The sequence below is a fragment of the Klebsiella planticola genome (assembly GCF_000783935.2).
GTDB lineage: Bacteria > Pseudomonadota > Gammaproteobacteria > Enterobacterales > Enterobacteriaceae > Klebsiella > Klebsiella planticola.
In genome coordinates this window covers 4,785,440-4,809,799 of the sequence record NZ_CP026047.1, presented here as the reverse complement: position 1 = coordinate 4,809,799, position 24,360 = coordinate 4,785,440, and the positions used below count along the sequence as shown (strand labels likewise).

The 24,360-nt window shown below is 55.1% G+C and carries 26 protein-coding genes; 12 read left to right on the top strand and 14 right to left on the bottom strand.

Going from position 1 to position 24,360, the window contains the following annotated elements:
* Positions 1–46: 46 nt before the first annotated feature.
* Positions 47–1,420 carry an MdtK family multidrug efflux MATE transporter gene (gene mdtK, locus MC50_RS23200; RefSeq protein ID WP_032687376.1) on the bottom strand — a complete coding sequence of 458 codons (1,374 nt, stop codon included), beginning with the start codon at positions 1,418–1,420 and terminating at the stop codon, positions 47–49.
* A gap of 229 nt (positions 1,421–1,649) precedes the next feature.
* Here mdtK and MC50_RS23195 point away from each other — a divergent pair, with 229 nt between their 5' ends.
* Complete coding sequence (locus tag MC50_RS23195; RefSeq protein ID WP_047665015.1) at positions 1,650–2,285, top strand: riboflavin synthase; 636 nt, start codon at positions 1,650–1,652, stop codon at positions 2,283–2,285.
* 65 nt (positions 2,286–2,350) lie between these two features.
* Here the strand turns inward: MC50_RS23195 and cfa are convergent, their stop codons facing one another.
* A complete protein-coding gene (cfa, locus tag MC50_RS23190) occupies positions 2,351–3,499 on the bottom strand; it encodes a cyclopropane fatty acyl phospholipid synthase (protein WP_032687379.1) in 1,149 nt (382 codons plus the stop codon).
* 295 nt (positions 3,500–3,794) lie between these two features.
* Positions 3,795–4,979, bottom strand: a complete 1,185-nt coding sequence (gene punC / locus MC50_RS23185; RefSeq protein WP_032687380.1) for a purine nucleoside transporter PunC — start codon at positions 4,977–4,979, stop codon at positions 3,795–3,797.
* 109 nt (positions 4,980–5,088) lie between these two features.
* Between punC and punR the strand changes: the two genes are divergently transcribed.
* Positions 5,089–6,000, top strand: coding sequence for a DNA-binding transcriptional activator PunR (gene punR, locus MC50_RS23180; protein WP_102990883.1), 912 nt, complete (start codon positions 5,089–5,091; stop codon positions 5,998–6,000).
* A gap of 18 nt (positions 6,001–6,018) precedes the next feature.
* Here punR and purR read toward each other — a convergent pair whose 3' ends face one another.
* A complete protein-coding gene (purR, locus tag MC50_RS23175) occupies positions 6,019–7,044 on the bottom strand; it encodes an HTH-type transcriptional repressor PurR (protein ID WP_004862740.1) in 1,026 nt (341 codons plus the stop codon).
* A 295-nt stretch (positions 7,045–7,339) separates the two neighbouring features.
* Here purR and cydH point away from each other — a divergent pair, with 295 nt between their 5' ends.
* Both cydH and MC50_RS23165 read left to right on the top strand, forming a co-directional pair.
* On the top strand, positions 7,340–7,429 hold the full coding sequence (gene cydH / locus MC50_RS23170; RefSeq protein ID WP_004862736.1) for a cytochrome bd-I oxidase subunit CydH: 90 nt from the start codon (positions 7,340–7,342) through the stop codon (positions 7,427–7,429).
* Between the two features lie 163 nt (positions 7,430–7,592).
* Entirely contained in the window at positions 7,593–8,753 is a 1,161-nt protein-coding gene (locus tag MC50_RS23165; RefSeq protein WP_032687384.1) for an MFS transporter, read from the top strand.
* Between the two features lie 45 nt (positions 8,754–8,798).
* Here MC50_RS23165 and sodB read toward each other — a convergent pair whose 3' ends face one another.
* On the bottom strand, positions 8,799–9,380 hold the full coding sequence (sodB, locus tag MC50_RS23160) for a superoxide dismutase [Fe] (protein ID WP_032687386.1): 582 nt from the start codon (positions 9,378–9,380) through the stop codon (positions 8,799–8,801).
* Positions 9,381–9,678: 298 nt separating this feature from the next.
* Here sodB and MC50_RS23155 point away from each other — a divergent pair, with 298 nt between their 5' ends.
* Positions 9,679–10,170 carry a GNAT family N-acetyltransferase gene (locus MC50_RS23155; protein ID WP_032687387.1) on the top strand — a complete coding sequence of 164 codons (492 nt, stop codon included), beginning with the start codon at positions 9,679–9,681 and terminating at the stop codon, positions 10,168–10,170.
* Between the two features lie 39 nt (positions 10,171–10,209).
* On the opposite strand, the gene MC50_RS23150 is transcribed toward MC50_RS23155, so the two are convergent.
* A complete protein-coding gene (locus MC50_RS23150) occupies positions 10,210–11,088 on the bottom strand; it encodes a C40 family peptidase (protein ID WP_047665014.1) in 879 nt (292 codons plus the stop codon).
* A 337-nt stretch (positions 11,089–11,425) separates the two neighbouring features.
* Here MC50_RS23150 and grxD point away from each other — a divergent pair, with 337 nt between their 5' ends.
* Entirely contained in the window at positions 11,426–11,773 is a 348-nt protein-coding gene (gene grxD / locus MC50_RS23145; protein WP_004862717.1) for a monothiol glutaredoxin 4, read from the top strand.
* 51 nt (positions 11,774–11,824) lie between these two features.
* Here grxD and rnt read toward each other — a convergent pair whose 3' ends face one another.
* The 4 genes from rnt to MC50_RS23125 form a co-directional block, all read right to left on the bottom strand.
* Positions 11,825–12,472, bottom strand: coding sequence for a ribonuclease T (gene rnt / locus MC50_RS23140; RefSeq protein WP_032687390.1), 648 nt, complete (start codon positions 12,470–12,472; stop codon positions 11,825–11,827).
* Between the two features lie 106 nt (positions 12,473–12,578).
* Positions 12,579–12,986 carry a lactoylglutathione lyase gene (gene gloA, locus MC50_RS23135; protein ID WP_032687392.1) on the bottom strand — a complete coding sequence of 136 codons (408 nt, stop codon included), beginning with the start codon at positions 12,984–12,986 and terminating at the stop codon, positions 12,579–12,581.
* Positions 12,987–13,230: 244 nt separating this feature from the next.
* Positions 13,231–14,328, bottom strand: a complete 1,098-nt coding sequence (gene nemA / locus MC50_RS23130; protein WP_004862710.1) for an alkene reductase — start codon at positions 14,326–14,328, stop codon at positions 13,231–13,233.
* A gap of 53 nt (positions 14,329–14,381) precedes the next feature.
* The gene (locus MC50_RS23125) at positions 14,382–14,981 is read right to left on the bottom strand and encodes a TetR/AcrR family transcriptional regulator (protein ID WP_032687393.1); all 600 of its coding nucleotides are present in this window, start codon (positions 14,979–14,981) and stop codon (positions 14,382–14,384) included.
* A 138-nt stretch (positions 14,982–15,119) separates the two neighbouring features.
* Here MC50_RS23125 and MC50_RS23120 point away from each other — a divergent pair, with 138 nt between their 5' ends.
* Complete coding sequence (locus MC50_RS23120; protein WP_032687394.1) at positions 15,120–15,359, top strand: DUF1289 domain-containing protein; 240 nt, start codon at positions 15,120–15,122, stop codon at positions 15,357–15,359.
* A 48-nt stretch (positions 15,360–15,407) separates the two neighbouring features.
* A complete protein-coding gene (locus MC50_RS23115; protein ID WP_032696035.1) occupies positions 15,408–16,304 on the top strand; it encodes an aldo/keto reductase in 897 nt (298 codons plus the stop codon).
* A gap of 134 nt (positions 16,305–16,438) precedes the next feature.
* Here MC50_RS23115 and MC50_RS23110 read toward each other — a convergent pair whose 3' ends face one another.
* Genes MC50_RS23110 through MC50_RS23100 form a run of 3 tightly spaced genes read right to left on the bottom strand, consistent with a single transcriptional unit; the run spans position 16,439 to position 19,612 of the window.
* Positions 16,439–18,469, bottom strand: coding sequence for an FUSC family protein (locus MC50_RS23110; protein ID WP_047665013.1), 2,031 nt, complete (start codon positions 18,467–18,469; stop codon positions 16,439–16,441).
* Positions 18,469–19,365, bottom strand: coding sequence for an efflux RND transporter periplasmic adaptor subunit (locus MC50_RS23105; RefSeq protein WP_032687397.1), 897 nt, complete (start codon positions 19,363–19,365; stop codon positions 18,469–18,471). Before MC50_RS23105 ends, MC50_RS23110 begins: the two co-directional genes overlap by 1 nt.
* A 10-nt stretch (positions 19,366–19,375) precedes the next feature.
* The gene (locus MC50_RS23100; RefSeq protein ID WP_032687398.1) at positions 19,376–19,612 is read right to left on the bottom strand and encodes a DUF1656 domain-containing protein; all 237 of its coding nucleotides are present in this window, start codon (positions 19,610–19,612) and stop codon (positions 19,376–19,378) included.
* A gap of 172 nt (positions 19,613–19,784) precedes the next feature.
* Here MC50_RS23100 and slyA point away from each other — a divergent pair, with 172 nt between their 5' ends.
* On the top strand, positions 19,785–20,225 hold the full coding sequence (gene slyA, locus MC50_RS23095) for a transcriptional regulator SlyA (protein WP_032687399.1): 441 nt from the start codon (positions 19,785–19,787) through the stop codon (positions 20,223–20,225).
* Between the two features lie 1,133 nt (positions 20,226–21,358).
* Here the strand turns inward: slyA and slyB are convergent.
* Entirely contained in the window at positions 21,359–21,826 is a 468-nt protein-coding gene (gene slyB, locus MC50_RS23090) for an outer membrane lipoprotein SlyB (protein WP_032687400.1), read from the bottom strand.
* A gap of 267 nt (positions 21,827–22,093) precedes the next feature.
* On the opposite strand from slyB, the gene anmK reads away from it, so the two are divergent.
* From anmK to pdxH, 3 genes are all read left to right on the top strand, one after another.
* On the top strand, positions 22,094–23,218 hold the full coding sequence (gene anmK, locus MC50_RS23085; protein WP_032687401.1) for an anhydro-N-acetylmuramic acid kinase: 1,125 nt from the start codon (positions 22,094–22,096) through the stop codon (positions 23,216–23,218).
* A gap of 92 nt (positions 23,219–23,310) precedes the next feature.
* On the top strand, positions 23,311–23,634 hold the full coding sequence (mliC, locus tag MC50_RS23080) for a C-type lysozyme inhibitor (protein WP_032687402.1): 324 nt from the start codon (positions 23,311–23,313) through the stop codon (positions 23,632–23,634).
* Between the two features lie 57 nt (positions 23,635–23,691).
* Positions 23,692–24,348 carry a pyridoxamine 5'-phosphate oxidase gene (gene pdxH / locus MC50_RS23075; protein ID WP_047665639.1) on the top strand — a complete coding sequence of 219 codons (657 nt, stop codon included), beginning with the start codon at positions 23,692–23,694 and terminating at the stop codon, positions 24,346–24,348.
* Positions 24,349–24,360: the final 12 nt, after the last annotated feature.

Sequence of the window (24,360 nt, the reverse complement as noted above, 5' to 3'; positions counted from 1 at the left end):
CTACGACGGTGAGGAGCGGCACCCTGGGAACAGGTGCCGCTGTGCGTTAGCGCGCCGCGCGTTGCAAAATCACGCTGGACGGTTGACGCTGCAGGAAACGCATCCGCAGCATCATCATCACTGCTGCCGAGGTGAGCCCGATAATAAATCCGCACCAGAAACCGGCGGGCCCCATACGCGGAACAAGCGTATCGGTTAAGGCCAGCAGGTAGCCGCTCGGCAGTCCCAGCACCCAGTACGCGGTAAACGTAATAAAGAAGATCGAACGCGTATCTTTATATCCACGCAGAATCCCGCTACCAATCACCTGTACGGAGTCGGAGATCTGATATATCGCGGCCAGCAGCATCAGCTGAGAAGCCAGCAGGACCACTTCCGGATTGTCGTTATACAGCAGGGCAATTTGCTTACGCATCAGGATGGTGAAAATCGCCGTGATCACCGCCATGCAGACGCCAACGCCAACCCCGGTTCTGGCGGAAACCTGCGCATCGAGGGTGGAACCCTGCCCAAGACGGAAGCCGACGCGGATGGTGACCGCTGCCGCCAGCGAGAGGGGTAAAACGAACATCAGCGAACTGAAGTTCAGGGCTATCTGATGGCCCGCGACGTCCACAATCCCCAGTGGAGAAACCAGCAGCGCAACGACCGCAAACAGAGTGACTTCAAAAAACAGCGCCAGCGCAATTGGCAGCCCAAGCTGCACCAGACGTTTAAGCACGCTGAAGTCCGGTCCGCTGAAGCCTTCATCGCTACGGATATCGCGCATAGAGCGGGCGCGACGTACCCAGGAGATCATACAGAAGAACATCACCCAGTAAACGGATGCCGTCGCCACGCCACAGCCGATGCCGCCCAGTTCAGGCATGCCAAAGTGGCCGTAGATAAAGATATAGTTAACGGGAATATTGACCAGCAGGCCGATAAATCCCATTACCATCCCCGGTTTGGTTTTCGCAAGGCCTTCACACTGGTTACGTGCGACCTGGAAGAAGAGATAGCCGGGGGCGCCCCACAGCAGCGCGCGCAGGTAGCCTACCGCTTTTTCGGCAAGGGCCGGGTCAATATTGTGCATCGAGCTGATGATGTACCCGGCGTTCCACAGCACGACCATGACCAGCAGCGAAACGAATCCCGCCAGCCAGAACCCCTGACGAATCTGATGGGCAATGCGGTCGCGGCGACCGGAGCCATTTAGCTGTGCGATAACCGGCGTCAGCGCCAGCAGCAGACCGTGGCCAAAGAGAATTGCCGGGAGCCAGATAGAGGTCCCAATCGCGACGGCTGCCATATCGGTGGCGCTATAGCCACCCGCCATCACGGTATCGACAAAGCCCATGGAGGTCTGGGCGACCTGTGCCAGGATCACAGGAATGGCCAGTGCTAATAACTGACGCGCTTCAATAAAATACTTCTGCACGTGAACACCTTTATATTGTTGTTATTTTGAGACTAAAAAAGCCGCCGTAAATGGCAGCAAGAAGAAAGAGCAGAGGGATTTTCCAGTCTATTGTAGCGAGGATGCGCCATTAAGCCAGTGAAAAAATGGTAGGGCACGATGCGCGCTGGCAACCTGTTTTGCCAACTGGTATTGTTCCCGACAGGTATAACGGTAATGATACCGTCACGAAAGTCTACAGGAGTAAAGCATGTTTACAGGCATTGTGCAGGGGACCGCTAAAGTGGTGTCCATCGATGAAAAACCCAATTTTCGCACCCATGTGGTGGAGCTGCCTGAGCATATGCTTGCCGGCATCGAAACCGGGGCATCGGTGGCGCACAATGGTTGCTGCCTGACAGTCACCGAAATTGACGGTCCGCGCATCAGTTTTGACCTGATGAAAGAGACGCTGCGTATTACCAACCTTGGCGCTATAGAGGTGGGGGATGTGGTGAACGTGGAACGAGCGGCAAAATTCAGCGATGAGATCGGCGGCCATCTGATGTCCGGCCACATTATGACCACGGCGGAAATCGTCAAGATCCTGACCTCGGAAAATAATCGCCAGATCTGGTTTAAGGTTCAGGACCCGACGCTGATGAAATATATCCTCTATAAAGGATTTATCGGCGTTGACGGCATCAGTCTGACGGTCGGTGAAGTGACCCCGACGCGTTTTTGCGTGCATTTGATCCCGGAAACGCTGCAGCGCACCACGCTTGGCATTAAAAAACTCGGCGATCGGGTGAATATCGAGATCGACCCGCAAACGCAGGCGGTAGTCGATACCGTGGAACGCGTGCTGGCAGCGAAAGAAGCGGCACAACAGCTGAGCGATGAATGATCGGCCGCTGCTGTTGGATGAAGAAGGAAAGAAAAGAATATCCCCCGTGTTAACGGGGGATATTTTTAGCGGGCCACGCGAAGGCCGTTTTCCACACCGCGAGAAAAGACCACCTGCCAGAGCTGAATATCGCGCGCGCGAAAAGCCCCCGCGCAGGCGTTCAGATAATAACTAAACATACGTTTAAAACGTTCCGAATAGTTATCGGCGATATCGGGCCAGCTGGCCAGGAAACGTTCGTACCATGCCATCAGCGTCGTATCGTAATCGGCGCCGATATTGTGCCAGTCTTCCATCACGAAATGGGATTCGCTGGCTTGCGCGATATGACGAACCGAAGGCAGACAACCGTTGGGGAAAATATATTTATTGATCCACGGATCGACGCTGTGGTCCGTTTTTTTGGAGCCAATGGTGTGTAATAAAAAACGACCGTCAGGTTTTAAATTACGATCCACCACTTCAAAATAGGTGGCGTAATTTTTAGGTCCCACGTGTTCAAACATCCCGACGGAAACAATGCGATCAAACTGGTCATGCAGGTCACGGTAGTCCTGCAGCAAAATGGTAACGTCTAACCCTTCGCATCTCTGTTGGGCCATTTTTTGCTGCTCGGCGGAAATGGTCACGCCGACTACGCTAACGTGATAATTTTTGGCCATATAGTAAGCCAGACCACCCCAGCCGCAGCCAATATCCAGCACCCGCATCCCCGGTTCCAGCTGCAGTTTGCGGCAAATAAGATCTAATTTTGCCACCTGCGCCTCTTCCAGCGATTGCGCCTCTTTCCAGTACGCGCAGGAATATTGCATATAGGGGTCGAGCATCCGGCTGAAAAGATCGTTGCCCAGGTCGTAATGTTCTTTGCCGACAATCCAGGAACGCTTTTTACTTTGTAGATTGAACAGGCGTGCGCCCGCGATGCGAAGCGTATCTTTCAGATGGTGAGGAAGCTGATTTTCCAGCCCGGCACGGAGTACTTTATGGAAGAATATATCCAGCCGTTCGCAATCCCACCAGCCGTCCATATAACTCTCACCTAACCCCAGAGACCCTTCCTGTAAAACACGTTTAAAGAAGAGCGGATTGTTAATCCGCAGATCGGAGGGGGCGGTGCCATTAACCTCAATGCCCGCGCGACCGAGCAATTCGGTTGCAATTCGGTACCAGTCGTCGTTTGGTACGCTTACTTCTTCTATACACGATGAACTCATAGCTTCTCCATCACGCCCAAGTGATCAGAACCTTAAAACAGCGTAGACGCTTTTTTGGCTTTGTGAGAAATCTCACGGAATATCCGTGAAGCTGCTATCCGACGTAGAACAGAGGAAGGGCGATAACCCTTGCCGAAAGGCCTTCCATGGTGAAACGGGATGCATCCTGCTCCCGTTAATCTTAAAAAATATTTTATTTATGTGAAGCCGGTTCAGTATAGGCCGCTGAAATCAGGCTTTCAATAAAAATATATTAGCAGGCTAATTACTGAGCCTTAACATCACTGAAACGCGTTTATGCATGAGACGATTCGGTAGTCAGGCAAACGCTGTGACGCTGCATAAAATAACCCAGCCCGGCCAGCACGATAGAGACCAGCATCACGCTGGTGGTAGTGAGCAGCGGCGTGGCAATCAGCGCGGAAACCAGCAGACTGGTCAGGAAGCACAGACCAAGCTGCAGCGTGTTCTGCAGCGCGGCGGCACGACCGGTCGCCTGTGGGAACGGCTTCAGCGCCTGGGCGACAACAATCGGGTAGATCCCGCCATTGACAATGGCCATCACGCAGAAGGGAATCATCACCGCAATAATTGAGACATCCTCAACCAGACCAACCATCCAGGTGGCAGCCACGCTGACGGCGAAAATCACCAGCAGCCAGGGCAGCAGCTGTTGGCCTTGCCATTTCTGCAGCGCCGCGCGGCATCCATAGCCACCGATTAAAAAGGCGATTGTCTGCGGAACATAGCTAAGACCGATAGCGGTTGGGCTGTAGCCCATCTCATGGAGAATAAACGGCGACCCGGTTAACCAGGCAAAAAAGCTGGCGGAGCAGGCGGCGTAAATCAGCACGTTGCCGCTGTATTCGCGCGAGCGCAGCAGCGTCAGAAAGGTCAGCTTCTCGCGGACGTCACCCTGCGGCCTGACGACCGGCTTCAGGCGCAGGGCGGGCACCATCAGCAGCAGGGCGATGGCAAAAAGGGTGGCAAAAATGGCCTGCCATTCCAGATGGGCAAGCAGCCAGCTGCCGAGCAACGGCGCCAGAGCCGGCGATAAACCCACCAGCGGCATAATGGTGGCGAAAATACGGTTAGTGCGCTGAGCTGGATAATAATCGGTGACCATCGCCTGCCAGGTCACCGCCGCCGCGCAGACGCCGATCGCCTGGATAAAGCGCAGCACCAGCATCAGAGTGGCGTCACGCACCCACAGCATTCCCAGACAGCTGATAGCGAAGATCGCCAGCCCGGTTAGCAGAATCGGTTTACGTCCGTAGCGGTCCGAGAGCGGGCCCCAGAACAGCTGCCCGATGGCGAAGCCGGCGAGGAACAGGCTCAGACTGGCGCTGACCGACGCTGCAGAAGTATTGAGATCTTGCTGGATGGCCGAAAAGGCCGGCAGATACATGTCGGTAGCGAGGAAACCCAGCACGCTGAGTCCCGCCAGCCACACTAAAAATCCTTTCCCGGGTTGTTGCATAACATTCTCTTATAGATGCAGGTATGATGCCGCAGAGTGTAGGGAGTGCATTCTGGCTTGTGAAACGCTAATATTTGCTACATGCGTTCAAAATTTTTGCAGGCAGAATATGTGGTCCGAATACTCACTCGAAGTTGTTGATGCTGTCGCCCGCAACGGCAGCTTTAGCGCCGCGGCGCAGGAGCTGCACCGCGTACCTTCGGCGGTCAGTTATACCGTACGTCAGCTGGAGGAGTGGCTGGCGGTACCGCTTTTTGAACGCCGCCATCGCGATGTCGAATTGACCCCCGCCGGGCTCTGGTTTTTACAGGAAGGACGATCTGTTATCAAAAAAATGCAGATCACCCGCCAACAGTGTCAGCAGATAGCCAACGGCTGGCGTGGTCAGCTGTCGATAGCCGTGGATGACATTGTTAAACCGGCCCGTATGCGCCAGATGATTGTTGATTTTTATCGTCACTTTCCCGATGTCGAGCTGATTGTTTTTCAGGAGGTCTTCAACGGTGTCTGGGACGCGCTGGCCGACGGACGCGTGGAGCTGGCTATCGGGGCAACCCGTTCGATTCCGGTGGGGGGACGCTACGCCTTTCGCGATATGGGGATGTTGAGCTGGCATTGCGTGGTGGCGAGCCATCATCCTCTGGCGCAGATGAGCGGGCCGCTCAGCGATGATGTGTTGCGCAACTGGCCGTCGCTGGTCAGGGAGGACACCTCCCGCTCGCTACCAAAACGCACGACCTGGCTACTGGACAACCAGAAAAGGGTGGTGGTGCCGGACTGGGAATCCTCGGCCACCTGCCTCTCGGCGGGATTGTGCGTAGGGATGGTACCGAGCCATTTTGCTCGCCCGTGGATTGACCGCGGTGAATGGACCGGGCTGGCGCTGGAAAACCCGTTCCCGGACGCCGCGTGCTGCCTGACCTGGCAGCAGAGCGACACGTCACCGGCGCTGTCGTGGCTACTGGATTATCTGGGGGACAGTGAAACGTTAAACCGGGAGTGGCTGCGGGCGCCGGAGTAACCGGCGCCGCACGGGCGATTAGCGACGGTAGTCGACGAACGGGCCGTCTACGACGGAGCGGCGCTCTACCAGCCGCGGGTGAACCTCGATCGACTGTGACTCTTCGCGCTTGTTGACGATACGATCCATCAGCATATTGAAGGCCGCTTCCCCCAGCGAATCTTTCGGCTGGTGGATGGTGGTCAGCGCCGGGCTGAAATAGCGGGCGTTACGCACGTTATCATACCCGATCAGCGAAATGTCCTGCGGCACGCGCAGCCCCATCTCATCCGCAGCGCAGATTGCGCCCATCGCCATGATGTCGCCGCCGCAGAAGACCGCCGTCGGGCGATGCTGCTGGCTGAGGATCTGCTGCATTGCGCGGTAGCCGGATTCAGGCTCGAAGTCTCCCTGCACAATCCAGCTTTCCGGAACGGCGATCTGCGCTTCTTCCATGGCTTTCATAAAGCCCGCCAGGCGCCCGGCGCCGGTGTTACGCTCCAGCGGACCCGGGATCACGCCGATTTCACGATGGCCGCGTTCCACCAGATAGCGACCGGCCATATAACCGCCCTCAAAGGCGTTATCGATGACCGAATCGGTAAAGTCGGCTTTGGATTCACCCCAGTCCATTACCACCATCGGAATATGGCGGTACTCTTCCAGCATGCTGAGCACCGATTCCGGATATTCAGAACACATAACCAGCAGGCCGTCGACGCGCTTTTGCGCCATCATCGACAGATAGGCCTGCTGCTTTTCGAGATCGTTCCACGCATTGCCCAGAATCAGGGTATAGCCTTTCTGGAAACAGCTCTTTTCTACGGCTTCAATAATCTCAGCGAAATAGGCCGCTTCGCTGCTGGTGGCCAGCAGGCCAATCGATTTGGTGTGATTAACCTTCAGGCTGCGAGCCACGGCACTGGGGGAATAGTGCAGCTCTTTGATCGCCGCCCACACGGCGTTGCGGGTTTCTTCCGCCACGAAACGGGTTTTGTTAATTACATGTGACACTGTTGTAGTGGAAACGTTTGCGCGCTTCGCTACATCTTTAATTGTTGCCATTACTTCTCACTCCAGACCTTGACCTGATCGTCTGATTATCGATACGTAAACGTTTGCCTATACACACCCTGAATACAATTTTCAACATTGCATCACGTCGGGAAAACGACACAGAACGACAGGAAGGGGTCAATGGCCGATACGCTTTCAAATTAGCGTGGGATTTTGTCCGATCTTGCGGCAAAGGGGAAGAGCAAAAATGTGCATCACCCTAAAACATGGAAGATTTTTGCGCTATATTGTGCAAAAATGAGCAAGCTCACTTTTCATGTGGGGATAACTGGGGGAAAAATTGATGGATACAGATTTAAAGTTTTCGCTGACGACAACGATTATTGTCCTGGGTCTGATCGTGGCCGCCGGCCTGACCGCGGTGCTGCACTGATTTATCCGGGGGAGAGGGCTCTTTCCCCCGACGTCCCGCCATTATTATCAATTTCGCAAAAATCTTTTGCCATTTCGTTTACTTTTGTTTTTTTGTGATTGATGTCATGCTTTTGACTTCTGATGAGATACCGTCGCCGATGACGGTCTGCTGGAGTCATTGAATGAAAATCAACTTTCCCTTGTTAGCGCTGGCGATAGGCGCGTTTGGTATTGGCACCACGGAGTTTTCCCCGATGGGGCTGCTGCCGGTGATTGCCAAAGGTGTCGACGTGTCAATTCCGGCGGCGGGAATGCTGATCAGCGCGTATGCGATCGGCGTGATGGTCGGTGCGCCGCTGATGACTTTGCTGCTCTCTCATCGCGCGCGCAGAAATGCGCTGATTTTTCTGATGGCGATCTTTACGCTGGGGAACATTCTCTCCTCAATGGCGCCGGATTACACCACGCTGCTGATTTCGCGCATTATCACCAGTCTTAACCACGGCGCTTTCTTCGGCCTCGGGTCGGTGGTGGCGGCGAGCGTGGTGCCGAAACACAAACAGGCCAGCGCGGTGGCGACCATGTTCATGGGCTTGACTATCGCTAATATTGGCGGCGTTCCGGCGGCGACATGGCTTGGCGAGACCATCGGCTGGCGGATGTCGTTCCTCGCGACGGCAGGTCTGGGGCTGGTGGCGATGGTCAGCCTGTGGTTTTCGTTGCCCAAAGGCAGCGCTGGCGAGCGTCCGAACGTAAAACAGGAGCTCTCGGTGCTGGTTCGTCCGCAGGTGCTCTCCGCATTGCTGACCACCGTGCTGGGGGCCGGCGCGATGTTTACCCTCTATACCTATATTTCACCGGTGCTGCACACCATTACGCACGCCTCACCGCTGTTCGTCACCGCCATGCTGGTGTTGATTGGCGTCGGCTTTTCACTGGGTAACTACCTCGGCGGTAAATTCGCCGACCGTTCCGTCTCCGGGACGCTGAAGGGTTTTCTGCTGTTGCTGATGGTTATCATGCTGGCGATTCCGCTGCTGGCGCAGACGCAGCTGGGAGCCGCAATCAGTATGGTGGTCTGGGGGGCGGCGACCTTCGCCGTGGTTCCACCGCTGCAAATGCGGGTGATGCGAGTGGCTCATGAAGCACCGGGACTCTCTTCGTCGGTCAATATCGGAGCGTTTAACCTCGGCAATGCGCTGGGTGCGGCAGCCGGTGGCGCGGTGATTTCTGGCGGACTGGGCTATGCCTTTGTGCCGGTGATGGGGGCGATCATTGCCGGCGTGGCGCTGCTGCTGGTGCTGTTCGGCGGGCGTTCGCAGCCGGAAGAGGCGTTGGTCTGACAGTCGGTATATTCGCAGAAGGGTTGCCCCTTCTGCGTTAGCGTTTTAGGCCGCCAGATTGGCTGCCACAAACTTCCAGTTTACCAGCGCCCAGAAGTGCGCCAGATAGTCAGGACGGGCGTTGCGGTAGTCGATGTAATAGGCATGTTCCCAGACATCCACGGTCAGCAGCGGTTTGGCGTCGCCGGTCAGCGGCGTGCCAGCGTTGCTGGTGGAGACAATGCTCAGGCTGCCATCGCTATTTTTAACCAGCCATGTCCAGCCTGCACCAAAGTTCTTCGCTGCCGCGTCGGTAAACTTCGCTTTGAACTCTGCGAAGCTGCCGAAGGATTGATTGATGGCGGCTGCCAGCTCACCTTCCGGCTCGCCGCCCGCATTCGGCGCGAGGCAGTTCCAGTAGAAAGTATGGTTCCAGACCTGGGCCGCATTGTTAAAGATGCCGCCTTCAGAAGCGCGGACGATCGCTTCTAAAGATTGACCTTCAAACGCGGTGCCTTTGATCAGGTTGTTGAGGTTGGTGACATAGGCCTGGTGATGTTTGCCGTAGTGGTATTCCAGGGTTTCTGCGGAAATGTGCGGCGCCAGGGCGTCTTTTGCATACGGTAATGCAGGTAATTCAAACGACATTGTTACTCTCCTTATAACTTCTTGTTTTCTAGCTCACATTCAAAGGATGTTTTACCATCCAGAACAGCATGTACTGTCCCTCGCCGGGGCGAGTGCAACAGGTTTTTATTGTGATCGGAATGCTAACACTTGCAGAAGGGAGTTAAAAGCCTTGCAATGATAAAGGGTATATTTAACAAACTTACCCGGCTAAGCCTTCGCCGGAGCGCAAGGCATCGCATTTCAACAGGGCAGGTTGATCGCTGTTGCCGTTGAAATATAAAGTGATTAGTGAATATCCATTTTGCAGAGGTCTGTTTTGTCTAACATAGTCTATCGCCAGGCGACTCTGGCCGACGTCGAACGCTGTTTTGAAATTGAAACGACCGCATATGAAGGGGATGAAGCGGCCACCCGTGAAAAGATAGCCACCCGAATCCAGCAGTACCCGGAAGGATTTCTTTGCATGGAACGGCAAGGAGAGGTCATTGGCTTCATTAATTCAGGGTGCGCGTGGGAAGTCGTGATGTCGGATGAAGCCTTCAAGGAGCTGGTCGGCCACGATCCTCGCGCGCCGAATGTCGTGATTATGTCTGTCGTCGTTGATCCTGAACACCAGGGAAAAGGGTATTCGACTGCTCTGATGGAGCGCTTTATCCGGCAGATGGCACAGGCGCAAAAGAGCGCCATTCACCTGATGTGCAAAGACCGACACGTGGCCCTGTATGAGAGATTTGGTTTTCGCTACGAGCGGCCTTCCGCCTCGGATCATGGCGGCATGTCCTGGCATGAGATGAGCCTGACATTATAGTGAGGAGAGTTGACCTGCCGCAGGCGCGGCAGGTCAGGCTCAGCGAATGGTTTTGGGGGTCATCACCCGGCGTGCGCCGACATAGTGGCGAATCCAGTAATCTTCGCTTAATGAGGTGATCTGGATGTCGCGGCCGGTACGCGGCGACTGGATAAACTTGCCGTTGCCAACGTAAACGCCGACGTGATCGGCGGTGCCGCGCCCACGGGTGCGGAAGAAGACCAGATCGCCGCTCTGCAGCTCGCCGCGATCGACCGGACGGGCATCGCGCAGATGATACATCTCATTGGCGGTGCGCGGAATGCGGATTTTTACCAGATCCTTATAGGCGTAGTAGACCAGCCCACTGCAGTCGAAACCGGTACGCGGCGAAGTTCCGCCCCAGCGATACGGTTTGCCAATCTGATCCATTAACTTCGACATAGCGGTGCTTTGCGCTCTCTGCACGCGGGCTTTATGCGCATCCGCCAGGGTCAGCGGCGGTTCTTCCGCGATTGTTTTGCAGCGTTTTTTGTAACCTTTACGCACGACGCATTTACTCTGCACGCTGGCCATGGCCGGGGCCGGTTCAGCGGCTGGCGCGATCGATTTCGCACACTGCTTTTTATACCCTTTACGCAAAACGCATTTTTTGGTGCCGGCGGCCTGACGGTTCAATGCCGTCTGGCTGGATGCGGTGGTGCGAGTGGGGTGTCGGGTGCGGGTGGCCGTTGAGGCTTTCTTGCTGGTGGTTTTGGTTGTGGACTTCGTTTTCTGACTGCTGGCTTTTTTCTTACGTTCGGTAGTGCCTTTCGCCGCATGCGCTTTTGGCGTGGCGGAGGTGTGCGTATGCCCTGAAGCATGCGCCAGTGGTGTAAATGAGATAGATGTAAACAGTAATGCACAGAGCGAAATCGCGATTTTGTTTAGCCGCGCCACTGAGCAATCCCCTGATTAATGACAGATATGTACCCATACCTGACGGTGAATGACAAAACCCAACGATTCTAAAGCATAAAAACCCGGAAAGTTAATACTCTTTTGTATCTAAAGTGTCGTTTGATTAACAATTGCAAAAAATTATCTCAGACATTAACCACCTTGTACGCGAAATGTACAGCGATACTGCTTTTACGCGGCCAAAATGATATTTTTAAGGCAACTTCTGACCACAGAAGATAAAATATAATGAGTGAAAAAAATGTTATTATCTGTCCTGCGTTCAGGACGCTACAATGACAAATTACTGCCGTATAGAAGTTAAGGAAGCATGACAATGAGCACGACTGTAGAAAAAATCCAACGTCAAATCGCTGAAAACCCGATCCTGCTGTACATGAAAGGGTCTCCGAAACTGCCAAGCTGCGGTTTTTCCGCTCAGGCTGTGCAGGCGCTGTCTGCATGCGGCGAGCGTTTTGCCTACGTTGACATCCTGCAGAACCCGGATATCCGCGCGGAACTGCCGAAATATGCGAACTGGCCGACCTTCCCGCAGCTGTGGGTTGATGGCGAGCTGGTTGGCGGTTGCGACATCGTGATTGAAATGTATCAGCGCGGCGAACTGCAGCAGCTGATCAAAGAAACGGCGGCAAAGTACAAGACCGACGAGCCGAAAGCTGAATAAGTCTGCCGCCAGTAAAAAAGCGACTTCCTGCGAAGTCGCTTTTTTTGTCTCTTACTCTTGTCCGGCAAGCGGTAATGGCCAGCCGCCAAGACGTTTCCAGCGGTTGACGATTTCGCAAAACAGCTGCGCCGTCTGCTCGGTATCATACAGCGCAGAGTGCGCCTTGCTGCCATCAAACGCCATTCCGGCGGCCAGGCAGGCTTTGGACAGCACCGTCTGGCCGAGCGCCAGTCCACTCAGCGCCGCGGTATCAAACGTCACGAACGGATGAAACGGATTACGTTTGAGTCCGGCGCGTTCGGCGGCGGCCATCGTAAAGGTGAGATCGAACGTCGCGTTGTGCGCCACCATGATGGCACGATTACAATCGTTATCCTTAATTCCCTTGCGGACCATTTTAAAAATGGCGTGTAGGGCGTCGTATTCGCTCACCGCGCCGCGCTCAGGATCGTTCGGATTGATGCCGTTAAAGGCCAGCGCTTCAGGCTGCAGATTGGCGCCTTCGAAAGGTTCAACATGAAAATGCAATGTCTCGTCCGGCATTAACCAGCCTTGCTCATCCATTTTCAACGTAATGGCGGCGATCTCAAGCAGGGCGTCGGTTTTAGCATTAAACCCGGCGGTTTCTACATCAATCACCACGGGGTAGAAACCACGAAAACGGTCGCACAGACCATTAAGTTGAACGTTCTCGGACATCTGATTCTCTTAACTGGAAAAAAGTAGCGCGCATTATGGCAAATTTTGCCGCGCCTTGCAGCAGGAAGGGGAAAAACAGCGGGCGCCGATGAGCGCCCGAAGCAGGTTAGTTGCCAAGGCCTTTGCCGGCGTCCTTCTCTTCAATCAGTTCGATTTTGTAACCGTCCGGATCTTCAACGAAAGCGATAACCGTGGTGCCGCCTTTCACCGGACCCGCTTCGCGGGTGACGTTGCCGCCGTTCTGGCGAATACGCTCGCAGGCTTCGGCGGCGTTATCCACGCTCAGCGCGATATGACCGTAAGCGCTGCCGAGGTCGTATTGGTCAACGCCCCAGTTGTAAGTCAGCTCGATAACCGCCGTATCGCTTTCCTCGCCGTAGCCGACGAAGGCCAGCGAGTATTTGTACTCGGTATTTTCGCTGGTACGCAGCAGCTTCATGCCCAGCACGTTGGTGTAAAACTCGATAGAACGTTGCAGGTCGCCAACGCGCAGCATAGTGTGAAGTAAGCGCATAGTTTTTATACTCCTTGTTTACAGCCCCTTAGCGGAGACCGTATGTGCAATTGTCTGAATAGCGTAACAAAACGGACAAGGCGTTTCATACCCCTGAGCACTATATCGTAAAAAGGCCGCCATTTCAGGCGGCCCTTACGCCGATCTTTCTTGTCGCATCCGCGGACGAGATGAGCGCGTCCAGGATGTGCAGTCAGTTACCACAGAATACGATAGCGGCTAACCGTCGCGATACCCGGCGGGATTACAACGTCGGGTAATCGGTGTAGCCTTCCGCGCCGCCGCCGTAGAAGCTTTCAGGGCGCTGCGGGTTCAGCGCGGCCTTGTGCTGCAGACGAGCGACCAGATCGGGATTGGCGATATAGTCACGACCGAAGGCCACCGCATCAATTAAGCCTTTGCCGATCAGATCGTTGGCTTTTTCTACCGTGTAGGCACCGGCGCCGATAATCGCGCCCGGGAAGCGATCGCGCACTTTTTGGCGGAATGCGTCGCTGTACGGCTGGCCGCCGGCCCAGTCCGGCTCGGACATGTGCAGATAGGCAATGCCGCGTTTTGCCAGCTCTTCAATCAGATACAGCGCATCGGCTTCTTCGTTCGGGCCATTATCGACATTCTGGAAACTGCCGATTGGCGACACGCGGATCCCGATACGATCGGCGCTCCACTCTTTGCTGACGGCATCCACAACTTCCAGCACCAGGCGCGCACGGTTTTCAACGCTGCCGCCGTATTGATCGGTACGGTGGTTAGAAGAAGGGGACAGGAACTGATGCAGCAGGTAGCCATGCGCAGAGTGCAGCTCTACAAGGTCAAAACCGGCATCGCGGGCATTGCCGACCGCCTGGCGGAAATCATCGACGATCCCCGGGATCTCATCGAGCTCCAGCGCACGCGGCATGGAGGTGTCGACGCGAATGGCGTGGCCATGTTCATCGCGCAGGGAGGTACGGGTGCCCGCACTGATAGCAGAAGGCGCAACCGGCGCTTCGCCGCCGGGCTGCAGGGAGTTGTGGGAAATACGACCGGTGTGCCACAGCTGCACGGCGATACGGCCATGTTCAGCGTGAACGCCGGCGGTAATTTTCTGCCATGCCGCGATCTGTTCCGGGCTGTGCAGGCCCGGAGCGCCGGCGTAGCCTTTTGCCTGGGCGGAAATCTGCGTGGCTTCGGAGATGATCAGTCCGGAGCTGGCACGTTGACGATAGTACTCGGCCATTAACGGCGTCGGGATATCGCCTGGTTCGATACTGCGCAGACGCGTCAGCGGAGCCATAAATACGCGGTTAGGTACAGTTATTGCACCGACTTTCAGTGGAGAAAACAGTTTTGATTCGGACATAATGACTCCTGAGTAGACCGGTCGTCTTGTAATTCGTTAAATAAAAACGCCTGTTAAACGTCAGGCGCTGCAATAATCTGTCTGGCATGGGCAAGGGCGCTTTCCAGCGGCATTGCACTGCGGGTAATCTTGGCCTGCAAATTGGCCCCCAGCCACAGGGAGTAAAGCACCTGAGAGAGGGTAAAAGCATCGCCGTTAAATGTCAGGCTCCCTTCCTGGCGACCCTTTTCCAGCGCTTCGCCCAGCAACGTAATAATCTGGCTGGCGCCTTTGTTCATCTCTTCGCGCATGGATTCAGACAAATCACACACTTCAGCGGAGAGTTTCACCGTCAGGCAACCGCTGATAATACCCTGCTGGCAAAACTGCGTCAGGGTATGCTGGTAGTAAGCCAGCAGACGGTCGCGATAGTTCCCTTCGCCGTGAGCAAAATGGTCAACCAGGCGGCGGATATAGCCAGCATAGTGATGTTCAAGCAGCGCGACGCCATAAGCTTCCTTAGAGCGAAAATAGTGGTAGAAAGAACCTTTCGGCACTTCCGCTATTTTCAGCAGTTCGCTCAGGCCCATTCCGGTAAAACCGCGGTGCATGCACAGCTGTTCGCCGGTCGCCAGAATATGTTCGCGAGTATCGTATTCACAATGTTTGTTCATGGCGCTCACTGTAATAGACCGATTGGTCTAATGCAAGCGAAAAAATGTCGCCCGGGGCAGAGGCTGAACAACAAAAGTTGCGAAGCAGAGTTGAAACGTCTTCAATAAAAGACACAGAAGAGTCGCCGGAGGCGTGGAGTGGCAGAGCAGCTGGAGTTTTTCCCGGTACAGAGTCCATGCCGGGGAATTTGTCAGTCGGACGAACGTGGATTTTGTCGCGGTTGCTTTCGTAGTCGTGAAGAGCGTTTTCACTGGCAAACAATGAGTGATGCCCAGAAGCAGGACGTGCTGCGCCTGTGCCGTCAGCGTCTGTTGCGCAAATTACGCGCGAATAAACCGCAGGCCGAGGAAGAACCACAGCAGCCTTCACTGTTTTAATGGCAAAATTGCGTATACTCAACACACTTTTTTGTTGAGGACGTTGTTATGGTTCAGCGTATTGCTATGGCCCCGCAGGGGCCGGAATTCTCGCGTTTTGTTATGGGCTACTGGCGTTTGATGGACTGGAATATGTCCGTGAACGAGCGGGTCAGCTTTATTGAGCAGCACCTGGATCTGGGCGTGACTACCGTCGATCACGCGGATATTTACGGCGATTATCAGTGCGAAGCGGCTTTTGGCGAAGCGCTGAAGCAGGCTCCGCATCTGCGCGGTCGCATGGAAATCGTCAGCAAGTGTGGGATTGCCACTAAAGCCCGCGCCGAAAATACCATCGGCCACTACATCACCGACCGCGATCATATCGTCTTAAGTGCCGAGCAGTCCTTGCGCAATCTGGCGACCGACCATCTTGATTTGCTGCTGATTCACCGCCCGGATCCGTTAATGGATGCGGATGAGGTGGCGGAAGCCTTCCTCGCACTGCATCACAGCGGTAAAGTTCGCCACTTTGGCGTCTCCAACTTTACGCCGGCGCAGTTTACGCTGCTGCAATCGCGTCTGCCGTTTACTCTGGCCACCAACCAGGTTGAAATCTCTCCGGTACACCAGCCGCTGCTGCTGGATGGTACGCTGGATCAGCTGCAGCAGCTGCGTATCCGGCCGATGGCCTGGTCCTGCCTCGGCGGCGGGCGGTTGTTTAATGATGAAAGCTTCCAGCCGCTGCGTGATGAGCTGGCGCAAGTGGCTCAGGAGCTGAATGCTGAGAGCATCGAGCAGGTGGTTTATGCGTGGATCCTGCGTCTGCCGTCGCAGCCGTTACCGATTATCGGCTCCGGTAAAATCGAGCGTGTTCGCTCTGCCGTGGTGGCCGAAAAACTGAATATGTCTCGTCAGCAGTGGTTCCGCATCCGCAAAGCTGCGCTGGGTTATGACGTGCCATAACTGACTGGCGCCGCCTTCGCAATGGCTGTCCCGGTCGGCGACGAACCGGGATGGCCCTGCCGGAGGCGTTGTTTGCCGCTGTCTCCTCGCCATCACGCCACAGCGCTTCGCTGAAAATCAGAACGCATTCCGTTTTACGAGGCGCTCGCTCTCTCCGTTATCGTCCCGACCGCAGGTGCCTGCTCAAGCTGAGACAGGGCGCAATACAGCCGCCAGATCACGGCCGCCAGCTCTTTTGCTGCCGGCTGATGATGATGGTTCAGCGTGTCGCAAATTCGCTGTAGCTCCTGCAAGGTTGAGGCCAGGGGGCGTTGCTGGACCCCGCGTTCGCTCATGACATCCCGGAGCAGACTGATGCATAAATCCCGCACCTGCGAGAGCGGGTCAGAACGGGTTTCCCACTCGCGAAGCTGCCAGACCACGTGCGAACAGTTAAGCAGCACCACGCCCCAGCGCAGCAGCCAGCGGCGCGCCAGGGCATCCTGGCTGTTACTTAACTGACTGATATGATGGTAGACCAGCGATTCAAACTCGTGTTCGCTATGCTGAGGGCGGCGGCTCAGCTGATCGACAAAGTGACGGCGTAACGCTTTTATGTGCCGGCGGCTCTTACGCGCATCGGAACCGGGGCTGATCACGGCAAAAGCAAGCCAGGCAAAGCCGACGCCAATGATTTTTCCAAGATTGTCGTTGAGGAACGAGGCAAAATCGTAGACCGGCGGGTTGGTCACCGAAATAAACGACCCCATGAACACAATCAATTGTCCCCACAGACCTGCCAGCTTGGGCATTTGCAGCTTAAGCAGTTGCATGGTGGTCAGTAGCGGGAAAAGGAACAGCAGGAACTGCCACAGGTCGGTTATCTGTACCATCAGTCCGAATTTCACCCCGAAGCTGAATATCGACAGCAATATCAGCGTACGCATCAGCAGGGTCAATGATTTGAACGGCGAGGGTGAGACCGAGTAAAGCACGCAGCAAATTGCTGCCAGGGTGAGCGCGGCGGCGCACGACTGCCATTGGGTGCTGATACCCCAGGCGCCTACCGCAACCAGCGCGCAGAACGTTCTGATGCCGTTCCACAACGCTTCGGCCTGATCGGTATGACGAGCTAACGCCGGGGCGGAAGGAACATTAAATTCGGCGATTACCGAGGCGTTTTCCACGCGCTGGAGCCAGCGACTGCTGTCCAGATACAGGCGGCAGAAGTAGCGCAGGCGCTTCCAGAACGCGAGATGGCGATAGTCGGCATCGGCGGGAGGCGCCAGCGGGGCGATTATCCGTGCGACAGCGTAAAAATCGGCCCGTGGATTGGCCAGCGCGATAAGCAGCGTTTCCAGTACTTCGCGGGTCTGCGCCGGCGCGGCCGGCCAGTTAACCAACATCCGCCGCAGGCTGGAGATGACGCTGGTCAGCCGCAGCTGCTGGTGGAGTAAATAGTTCAGCAGCGGGTTCTGACGACGAAAACGGTAATGACTCCAGAAGGCCTGAATACGCAGCAGGTTCATGGTCAGGATTTGCCCGATCACGCTTTCGTGGGCGGTGCGAATGGCATCGGTGGTTTCCGGCACCCACAGCAGACTGGCGTGCTCAAGCAGGCGAGCATGCATATTTTTCAATGCCGTCAGCAGCGCAGTGCCATCCGACGTACTGGGCATGATCATCATCATCAGCCCGCCGCACAGGATGCCGACGATAACCTCGCAAACTCGCGACTGCGCGATAGTCCACAGCTCGTTGGCGTCGGTAATGTTGATAACCGGAAAGGCGATAATGGCGCAGGTATAGCCGGCGAGCTGGAAAGCGTAGGCCACGTTGTTGGTATACATTGCGCAGGCCCAGGTACAGAGCGCAATCCACGCCGAAATGCTGAATAAAAATAGCCAGGGGTCGTTTAGCGTATGTCCGGCGAGCAGCAGCGCGGCACAGGCGCCGAGCAGGCTTCCGGCAATGCGTCCGAAGCTCTTACTGATCACGCCACCGACCGTCGGGAAACTGACGACGGCGGCAGAGGTCATCGCCCAGTAAGGCTCATCAAGATCCAGCCAGTAAGCAATACTCAGCGCGAGACACATCGCGATGCCGTTACGCAGGGCATAGCGCCACTGCGGACGGCTGGCTTTAACCCAGGGAAGAGCACGCCATGACAGGACCTGCAGCTTCATCAGGGTTCGCCAATTGAGACGGTGCAGGTGGTCCCGGAAACCAGCGTCGTATCCGCAGGCAAACCGTTGAGTTCGATGCGCACCGGTACGCGCTGGGCCAGACGAACCCACGGGATATTCGGTTTAATATTGGCAACCAGACTGTTCCCGCCTTCGATACTTTGGTCGACGATGGCACGGCCGATACTGGATACGTGACCCTGTAACGTTTGCTTGCTGCTGTACAAAACTATCTGCGCACTATCGCCAGCGCGAATATGGCGCAGCTTGGTCTCTTCAAAGTAACCAATGACATAAAATGAATTGCTATCGACAAGGGCGAAAACCGGATGGCCTGCCGAGGCGTAGTCGCCCACGCGGGTCGTTAAGTTTGTCACCCAGCCATCTACCGGCGATTTCACGGCCGTCTGACCAAGCTGCCATTGCGCGTGCTCCAGACTGGCCTGCGCCACGCCGACTACCGCTTTTGCGGCCTCAAGGTTGGTCGTCGCAGTGTTCAACGCGGTATTGGCGCTTTCCAGATCTTCGGCGGAGATTGCCTCTTGCGAAAGATGACGACGACGACGGGCGTCACTGGCCGCTTTCGTTTGCTCCGCTTTGGCTTTGGCCATTTCCGCTTGCGCTTTCGCGAGCTGCGCTTCGGCGTTGAGAGCGGCAATACGATAAGGGGTGTCATCGATCCTGAACAGAACGTCGCCGGCTTTGACTAACTGGTTATCGCGAACGTTTAGCTGGAGGATGCTGCCGGAGACCTGCGGCGTGATGCTGACCTGTTCGGCGCGTACTTTGCCATCCCGGGTCCAGGGGGATTGCGTGTAATAGTTCCAGACCAGCCAGGCGGCAATGATCGCGAGTGCGGCGACCAATAAGGTCGAGAGGTATTTGAGTTTTTTCATGTCGTGAACATTACCAGGCAGTCAGTAAAACCAGAGCCAGACACACAGAGAGTGCAAACAGGGACAGATCCATCAGCAAGGGATGCCAGATATCGCCGGCATACATCCAGTCGCGCAGCTGGCGGTGAATAACCAGCCAGATAAAAAATCCCAGCAATACGGCTTTAAACAGGGGAGGAAAGTAAATTGACGCACCGAATACCAGGTCCTGGAGCGACAATCCGGAAGTGTTAAGACTCAGTTTCACAAGCAAAAATCCTTTGCCATTGCAGGGAGAATGTTCAGAGCATGCTACTATTACACATTGTAAATCATTGTTTTGAATTTGGTGTATCAGGTAATTCATTTGTTTTGATTATTCAAATGCTGCACACTATTCTAAAATCAGTATAATAACTTAGCAAGCTAATTATAAGGAGATGAAATTGGAATCGCCACTGGGTTCTGATCTGGCACGTTTAGTGCGCGTCTGGCGCGCGCTGATCGACCATCGCCTGAAACCTCTGGAGTTAACGCAGACGCATTGGGTCACGCTGCACAATATTCATCAGCTGCCTCCTGAGCAGTCGCAGATTCAACTGGCGAAAGCTATTGGTATCGAGCAACCCTCACTGGTGCGTACGCTGGATCAGCTGGAAGAGAAAGGTCTTATTTCTCGCCAGACTTGTGCAAACGACCGGCGCGCGAAACGAATCAGGTTAACGGAAAAAGCGGAGCCGCTGATCAACGAAATGGAAGAAGTGATCGGCAAGACGCGTGATGAGATTCTGTCTGGTGTGTCGGCAGAAGAAGTCGCAACGCTGCTCAATTTAATCCGTAAACTGGAACAAAATATCCTCGATCTTCAGGCAAAAGATTAATTTATTCAGGGCCCTGAGCGTTCAAGGCCCTTTTTTTATCTTCGGTTATGCCAGGCGTCAGTTAGCCATCTGATTCCCTCCGCCGTTCCTGGCCTGATACATGGCGGCATCGTCTCGTTTTTGCCTGACGGAGACGTTCTGCCCCCGCCAGTCTTCATGAACCGTATTGACCAGCAGGAGAGCGGTGAGGCTATCCAGGGGGCTGCGATTATAGCGCCGGCCCAGCGAATCGTGGGTCCAGTTTTGACAGCAATAATTTATCCCTGAATTCCCGACAGAGGTTAAACACATCACACCGTAAATAAATAAGGTACCGGGCATTGCACCGAAGGGGGCTTTTGCGACTGGTGTCTGCCATCAACAGGAAAAGCAAAAAAATAATACGCTGTGCAGAAGATTCACCGCAGCAAACTATATTGTGTGGCCGCGGTAAAATAATAATGCGGTATATATAACCTTCCGTTGGCTTGAATGAAATAATGAGCAGGGAGTAATACTTCCGGCAAAAGCAATACACAATACCAGAATAAGCGTATGTGCCTGCCGGGGGAGTTTTCGCTATGGCGACAGGTGGAGAAAATGCGAGCGGTGATAAACAGTCGCATCGTATTCGTTAAGAACAGCGTCTCGTTAGCCTGACAGGCCTGCCGCCCCAGCCTCAGACGCTGCGAAAGCGCAGAGGGTGGCTGTCAGGCCCAGGGGTTTTCTGGCATACCCGTCAGTCTAAAGCAAGAAAGCGTGACGCGGAGTATGAATAAAAAAGTGAATCCGCGGGGCGTGGAGTCAAAATCGATATACGACTCATTAATGTGGCCCGCAATAAACCTGTCTCTTTCATGAAAACAGCGCTGCACACGAAGTGAATAAAATTCCTTCACGCCGTGCTGAAAAATAATACGCATGGCTGTTGAAAACAATATCCATCTTTTGGGACGGCGCGATAAGTGTGACGGAATAAGATGACAAAGCCGTTATGAGCTGACGGTGAGCGAACATGGGGTTGCCCGAGCACGGTGTTTTTATATAACCGCGGTGCTGCCGAGTTCTTTTTTCAGACACTACCGGACACGGTTTTGATATTAACCAGAGGGAGAAGCAGGGCGGCCATAAAGACCGCACTGAGAGGTTCAAACTTAACGTGGGGAGACGGTAACCTGGCTGCCGCTGCCGGCAATCGCCACGCGCTGGCCGACAGAGAACGGCGTGCTACCCTGTTTCTGCACCACCAGGATGGTATTGCCGTCATCTTTACGGATTTCCAGCTCAACGCCCTGAGTTTTGTTCATTGCGCCCTGTACACCCTGTCCGGCTACGCCGCCGGCGACCGCGCCTGCTGCGGTGGCCAGAGAGCGGCCGGTACCGCCGCCGATGGTATTACCGAGGAAACCACCAAGCACCGCACCACCGATAGCACCGATAGCATTGCTGTCATCACCGCTCTGGATCTGTACTGCGCGGGTATGAACAATGGTCCCGTAGGTGACGCTTTGCACCTGTTTGGCTTCCGATGCGGAGTAAACGTCTCCGGAGAGGCCGCTGCTGCTCACGCAACCTGCAAGCGATAAACCAATCATCGAGACAGCCAAAACACGTAAAATCATTTATGAATCTCCTTCACCGAATAGTGTTCTGTTGAACGTCCATGCGTTCAATTATATGGCATTTCATCGTCGGCTGGCATACTTCCAGCATGGACCAGACAAAAAATAATAATCCGCTCCTCTTCAACTTAACATAAACATAAGTTCTTTACGTAATGCGCAATCTTTCGCGCTTTAGTGTTAATAAACGTTAGTGCACCGTAGCATTGCCCTCTTCTTTATGATGGAGTGTGAGGCATACGAGAGTCATGGAATGAAGGAAGGCGTATGAAATCAGGTCACTTTATCGGCGTAATGTCCGGAACCAGCCTCGATGGTATTGATGTGGTTCTGGCGGCAATCAACGAAAGCGTAGTAGCGCAGCAGGCCAGTCTGTCGTACCCCATTCCGGTGGCAATAAAAGAGGATATTCTGGCCATCTGCCAGGGGCAAACGCTGACGTTATCCCAGCTCGGTCAGCTGGATACGCGTCTGGGGCGCTTATTTGCCGATGCCGTGCTGGCTCTTATGCGTCAGGAGAATGTGCAGCCGACGGATATTGTCGCTATCGGTTGTCATGGGCAAACGGTATGGCACGAACCAACGGGCGAAGCGCCGAATACGCTGCAAATCGGTGATAACAACCAGATAGCCGCCCATACCGGCGTGACGGTGGTGGGGGATTTTCGGCGTCGTGATATGGCGCTTGGCGGTCAGGGAGCACCGCTGGTTCCGGCTTTCCACCATGCGCTGTTGGCGCATCCCGTCGAGCGGCGGATGGTGCTCAATATCGGCGGGATCGCCAACCTGTCGCTGTTGGCGCCGGGCGTGCCGGTCCGCGGCTATGACACCGGACCGGGTAATATGCTGATGGATGCGTGGATCTGGCGTCAGTGTGGAAAACCCTACGATAAAGACGCGCAGTGGGCCAGCGAAGGCAAGGTGCTGCTACCGCTGCTACAAAACATGCTCAGCGATCCGTGGTTTGCGCTACCGGCGCCGAAAAGCACCGGACGTGAATATTTCAACTACGGCTGGCTGGAGCGCCATCTGGCTCGTTTCCAGGGGCTGCGTCCGCAGGATGTGCAGGCGACTCTGGCAGAACTGACGGCGGTGACCATCGCGGAACAGGTGCTGCTGAGCGGCGGCTGTGAACGTCTGCTGGTGTGCGGCGGCGGCGCGCGTAATCCGCTGCTGATGGCGCGGCTGGCAGCGCTGTTGCCGGGTACGGAGGTGTCTACGACCGATGCGGCTGGTATCAGCGGCGATGATATGGAAGCGCTGGCATTTGCCTGGCTGGCATGGCGGACGATGTCCGGACTCCCCGGTAATCTCCCGTCGGTCACCGGCGCTTGTGAAGCCACTGTGCTCGGGGCCATTTTCCCCGCAAACCGGCCGCAGAATCAGAGTTAACTGAAACACCTGTTTTTTATTTACCGGTAAACTGGATGAAGTTAACGGGGGGCGATTTGCCCTCCTGGACCGGGATAGTCGAAGGCAAACGAATGAAAAAAATCCTTATCGCTGTAGTACCCTTTATGCTCGCAGGCTGTAGCTACTATAACCAGTTTGTGGAGCGGATGCAGACGGATACCCTGGAGTATCAGTGCGATCAGAAACCGCTGACCGTGCACATCAACAATACCCGGCAGATTGCCAGCTTTATCTATGACAACCAGCAGTTGAATCTGGCACAGGGGCTTTCGGCATCAGGCGCGCGCTACACCGACGGCGTGTATGTCTTCTGGTCGAAAGGCGACAGCGCCACCGTTTACAAGCGCGATCGCGTTGTGCTGGAAAACTGTCAGCTGCAGACGGCCAAACGTTGAGATTTCCGGCCCGGGGGCGCACAATGACGCCACCCGATGACTATTTTCTCACTTGCCATGTCTGATAACGACGAATTGCAGCAAATCGCGCATCTGCGCCGAGAGTATACCCGTGGCGGCCTGCGCCGCCGCGATCTTCCCGCCGAACCGCTGACTTTATTTGAGCGTTGGCTCAGACAAGCCTGCGACGCCCGGCTGGCCGACCCGACGGCAATGGTCGTCGCCACCGTTGACGAAAACGGCCAACCTTACCAGCGAATTGTTCTGCTCAAGCACTATGACGAAAAAGGGCTGGTGTTTTATACCAACCTCGGAAGTCGCAAAGCCCACCAGATCGAAAACAATCCTCGCGTGAGCCTGCTTTTTCCGTGGCACATGCTGGAGCGTCAGGTGATGGTGACTGGCAAGGCGGAGCGCCTGTCAACGCTGGAAGTGGTGAAGTATTTCCACAGCCGCCCGCGCGACAGCCAGATTGGCGCCTGGGTCTCCCGGCAGTCAACCCGCATCTCAGCCCGCGGTATCCTGGAAAGTAAATTCCTGGAGCTGAAACAGAAATTCCAGCAAGGCGAAGTGCCGCTGCCGAGCTTCTGGGGGGGATTCCGCGTGAATATTGAGCAGATGGAATTCTGGCAGGGCGGTGAACACCGTCTGCACGATCGTTTTTTATACCAGCGCGACAACAGCGCGTGGAAAATCGATCGTCTGGCCCCGTAATCCCTGAAATTT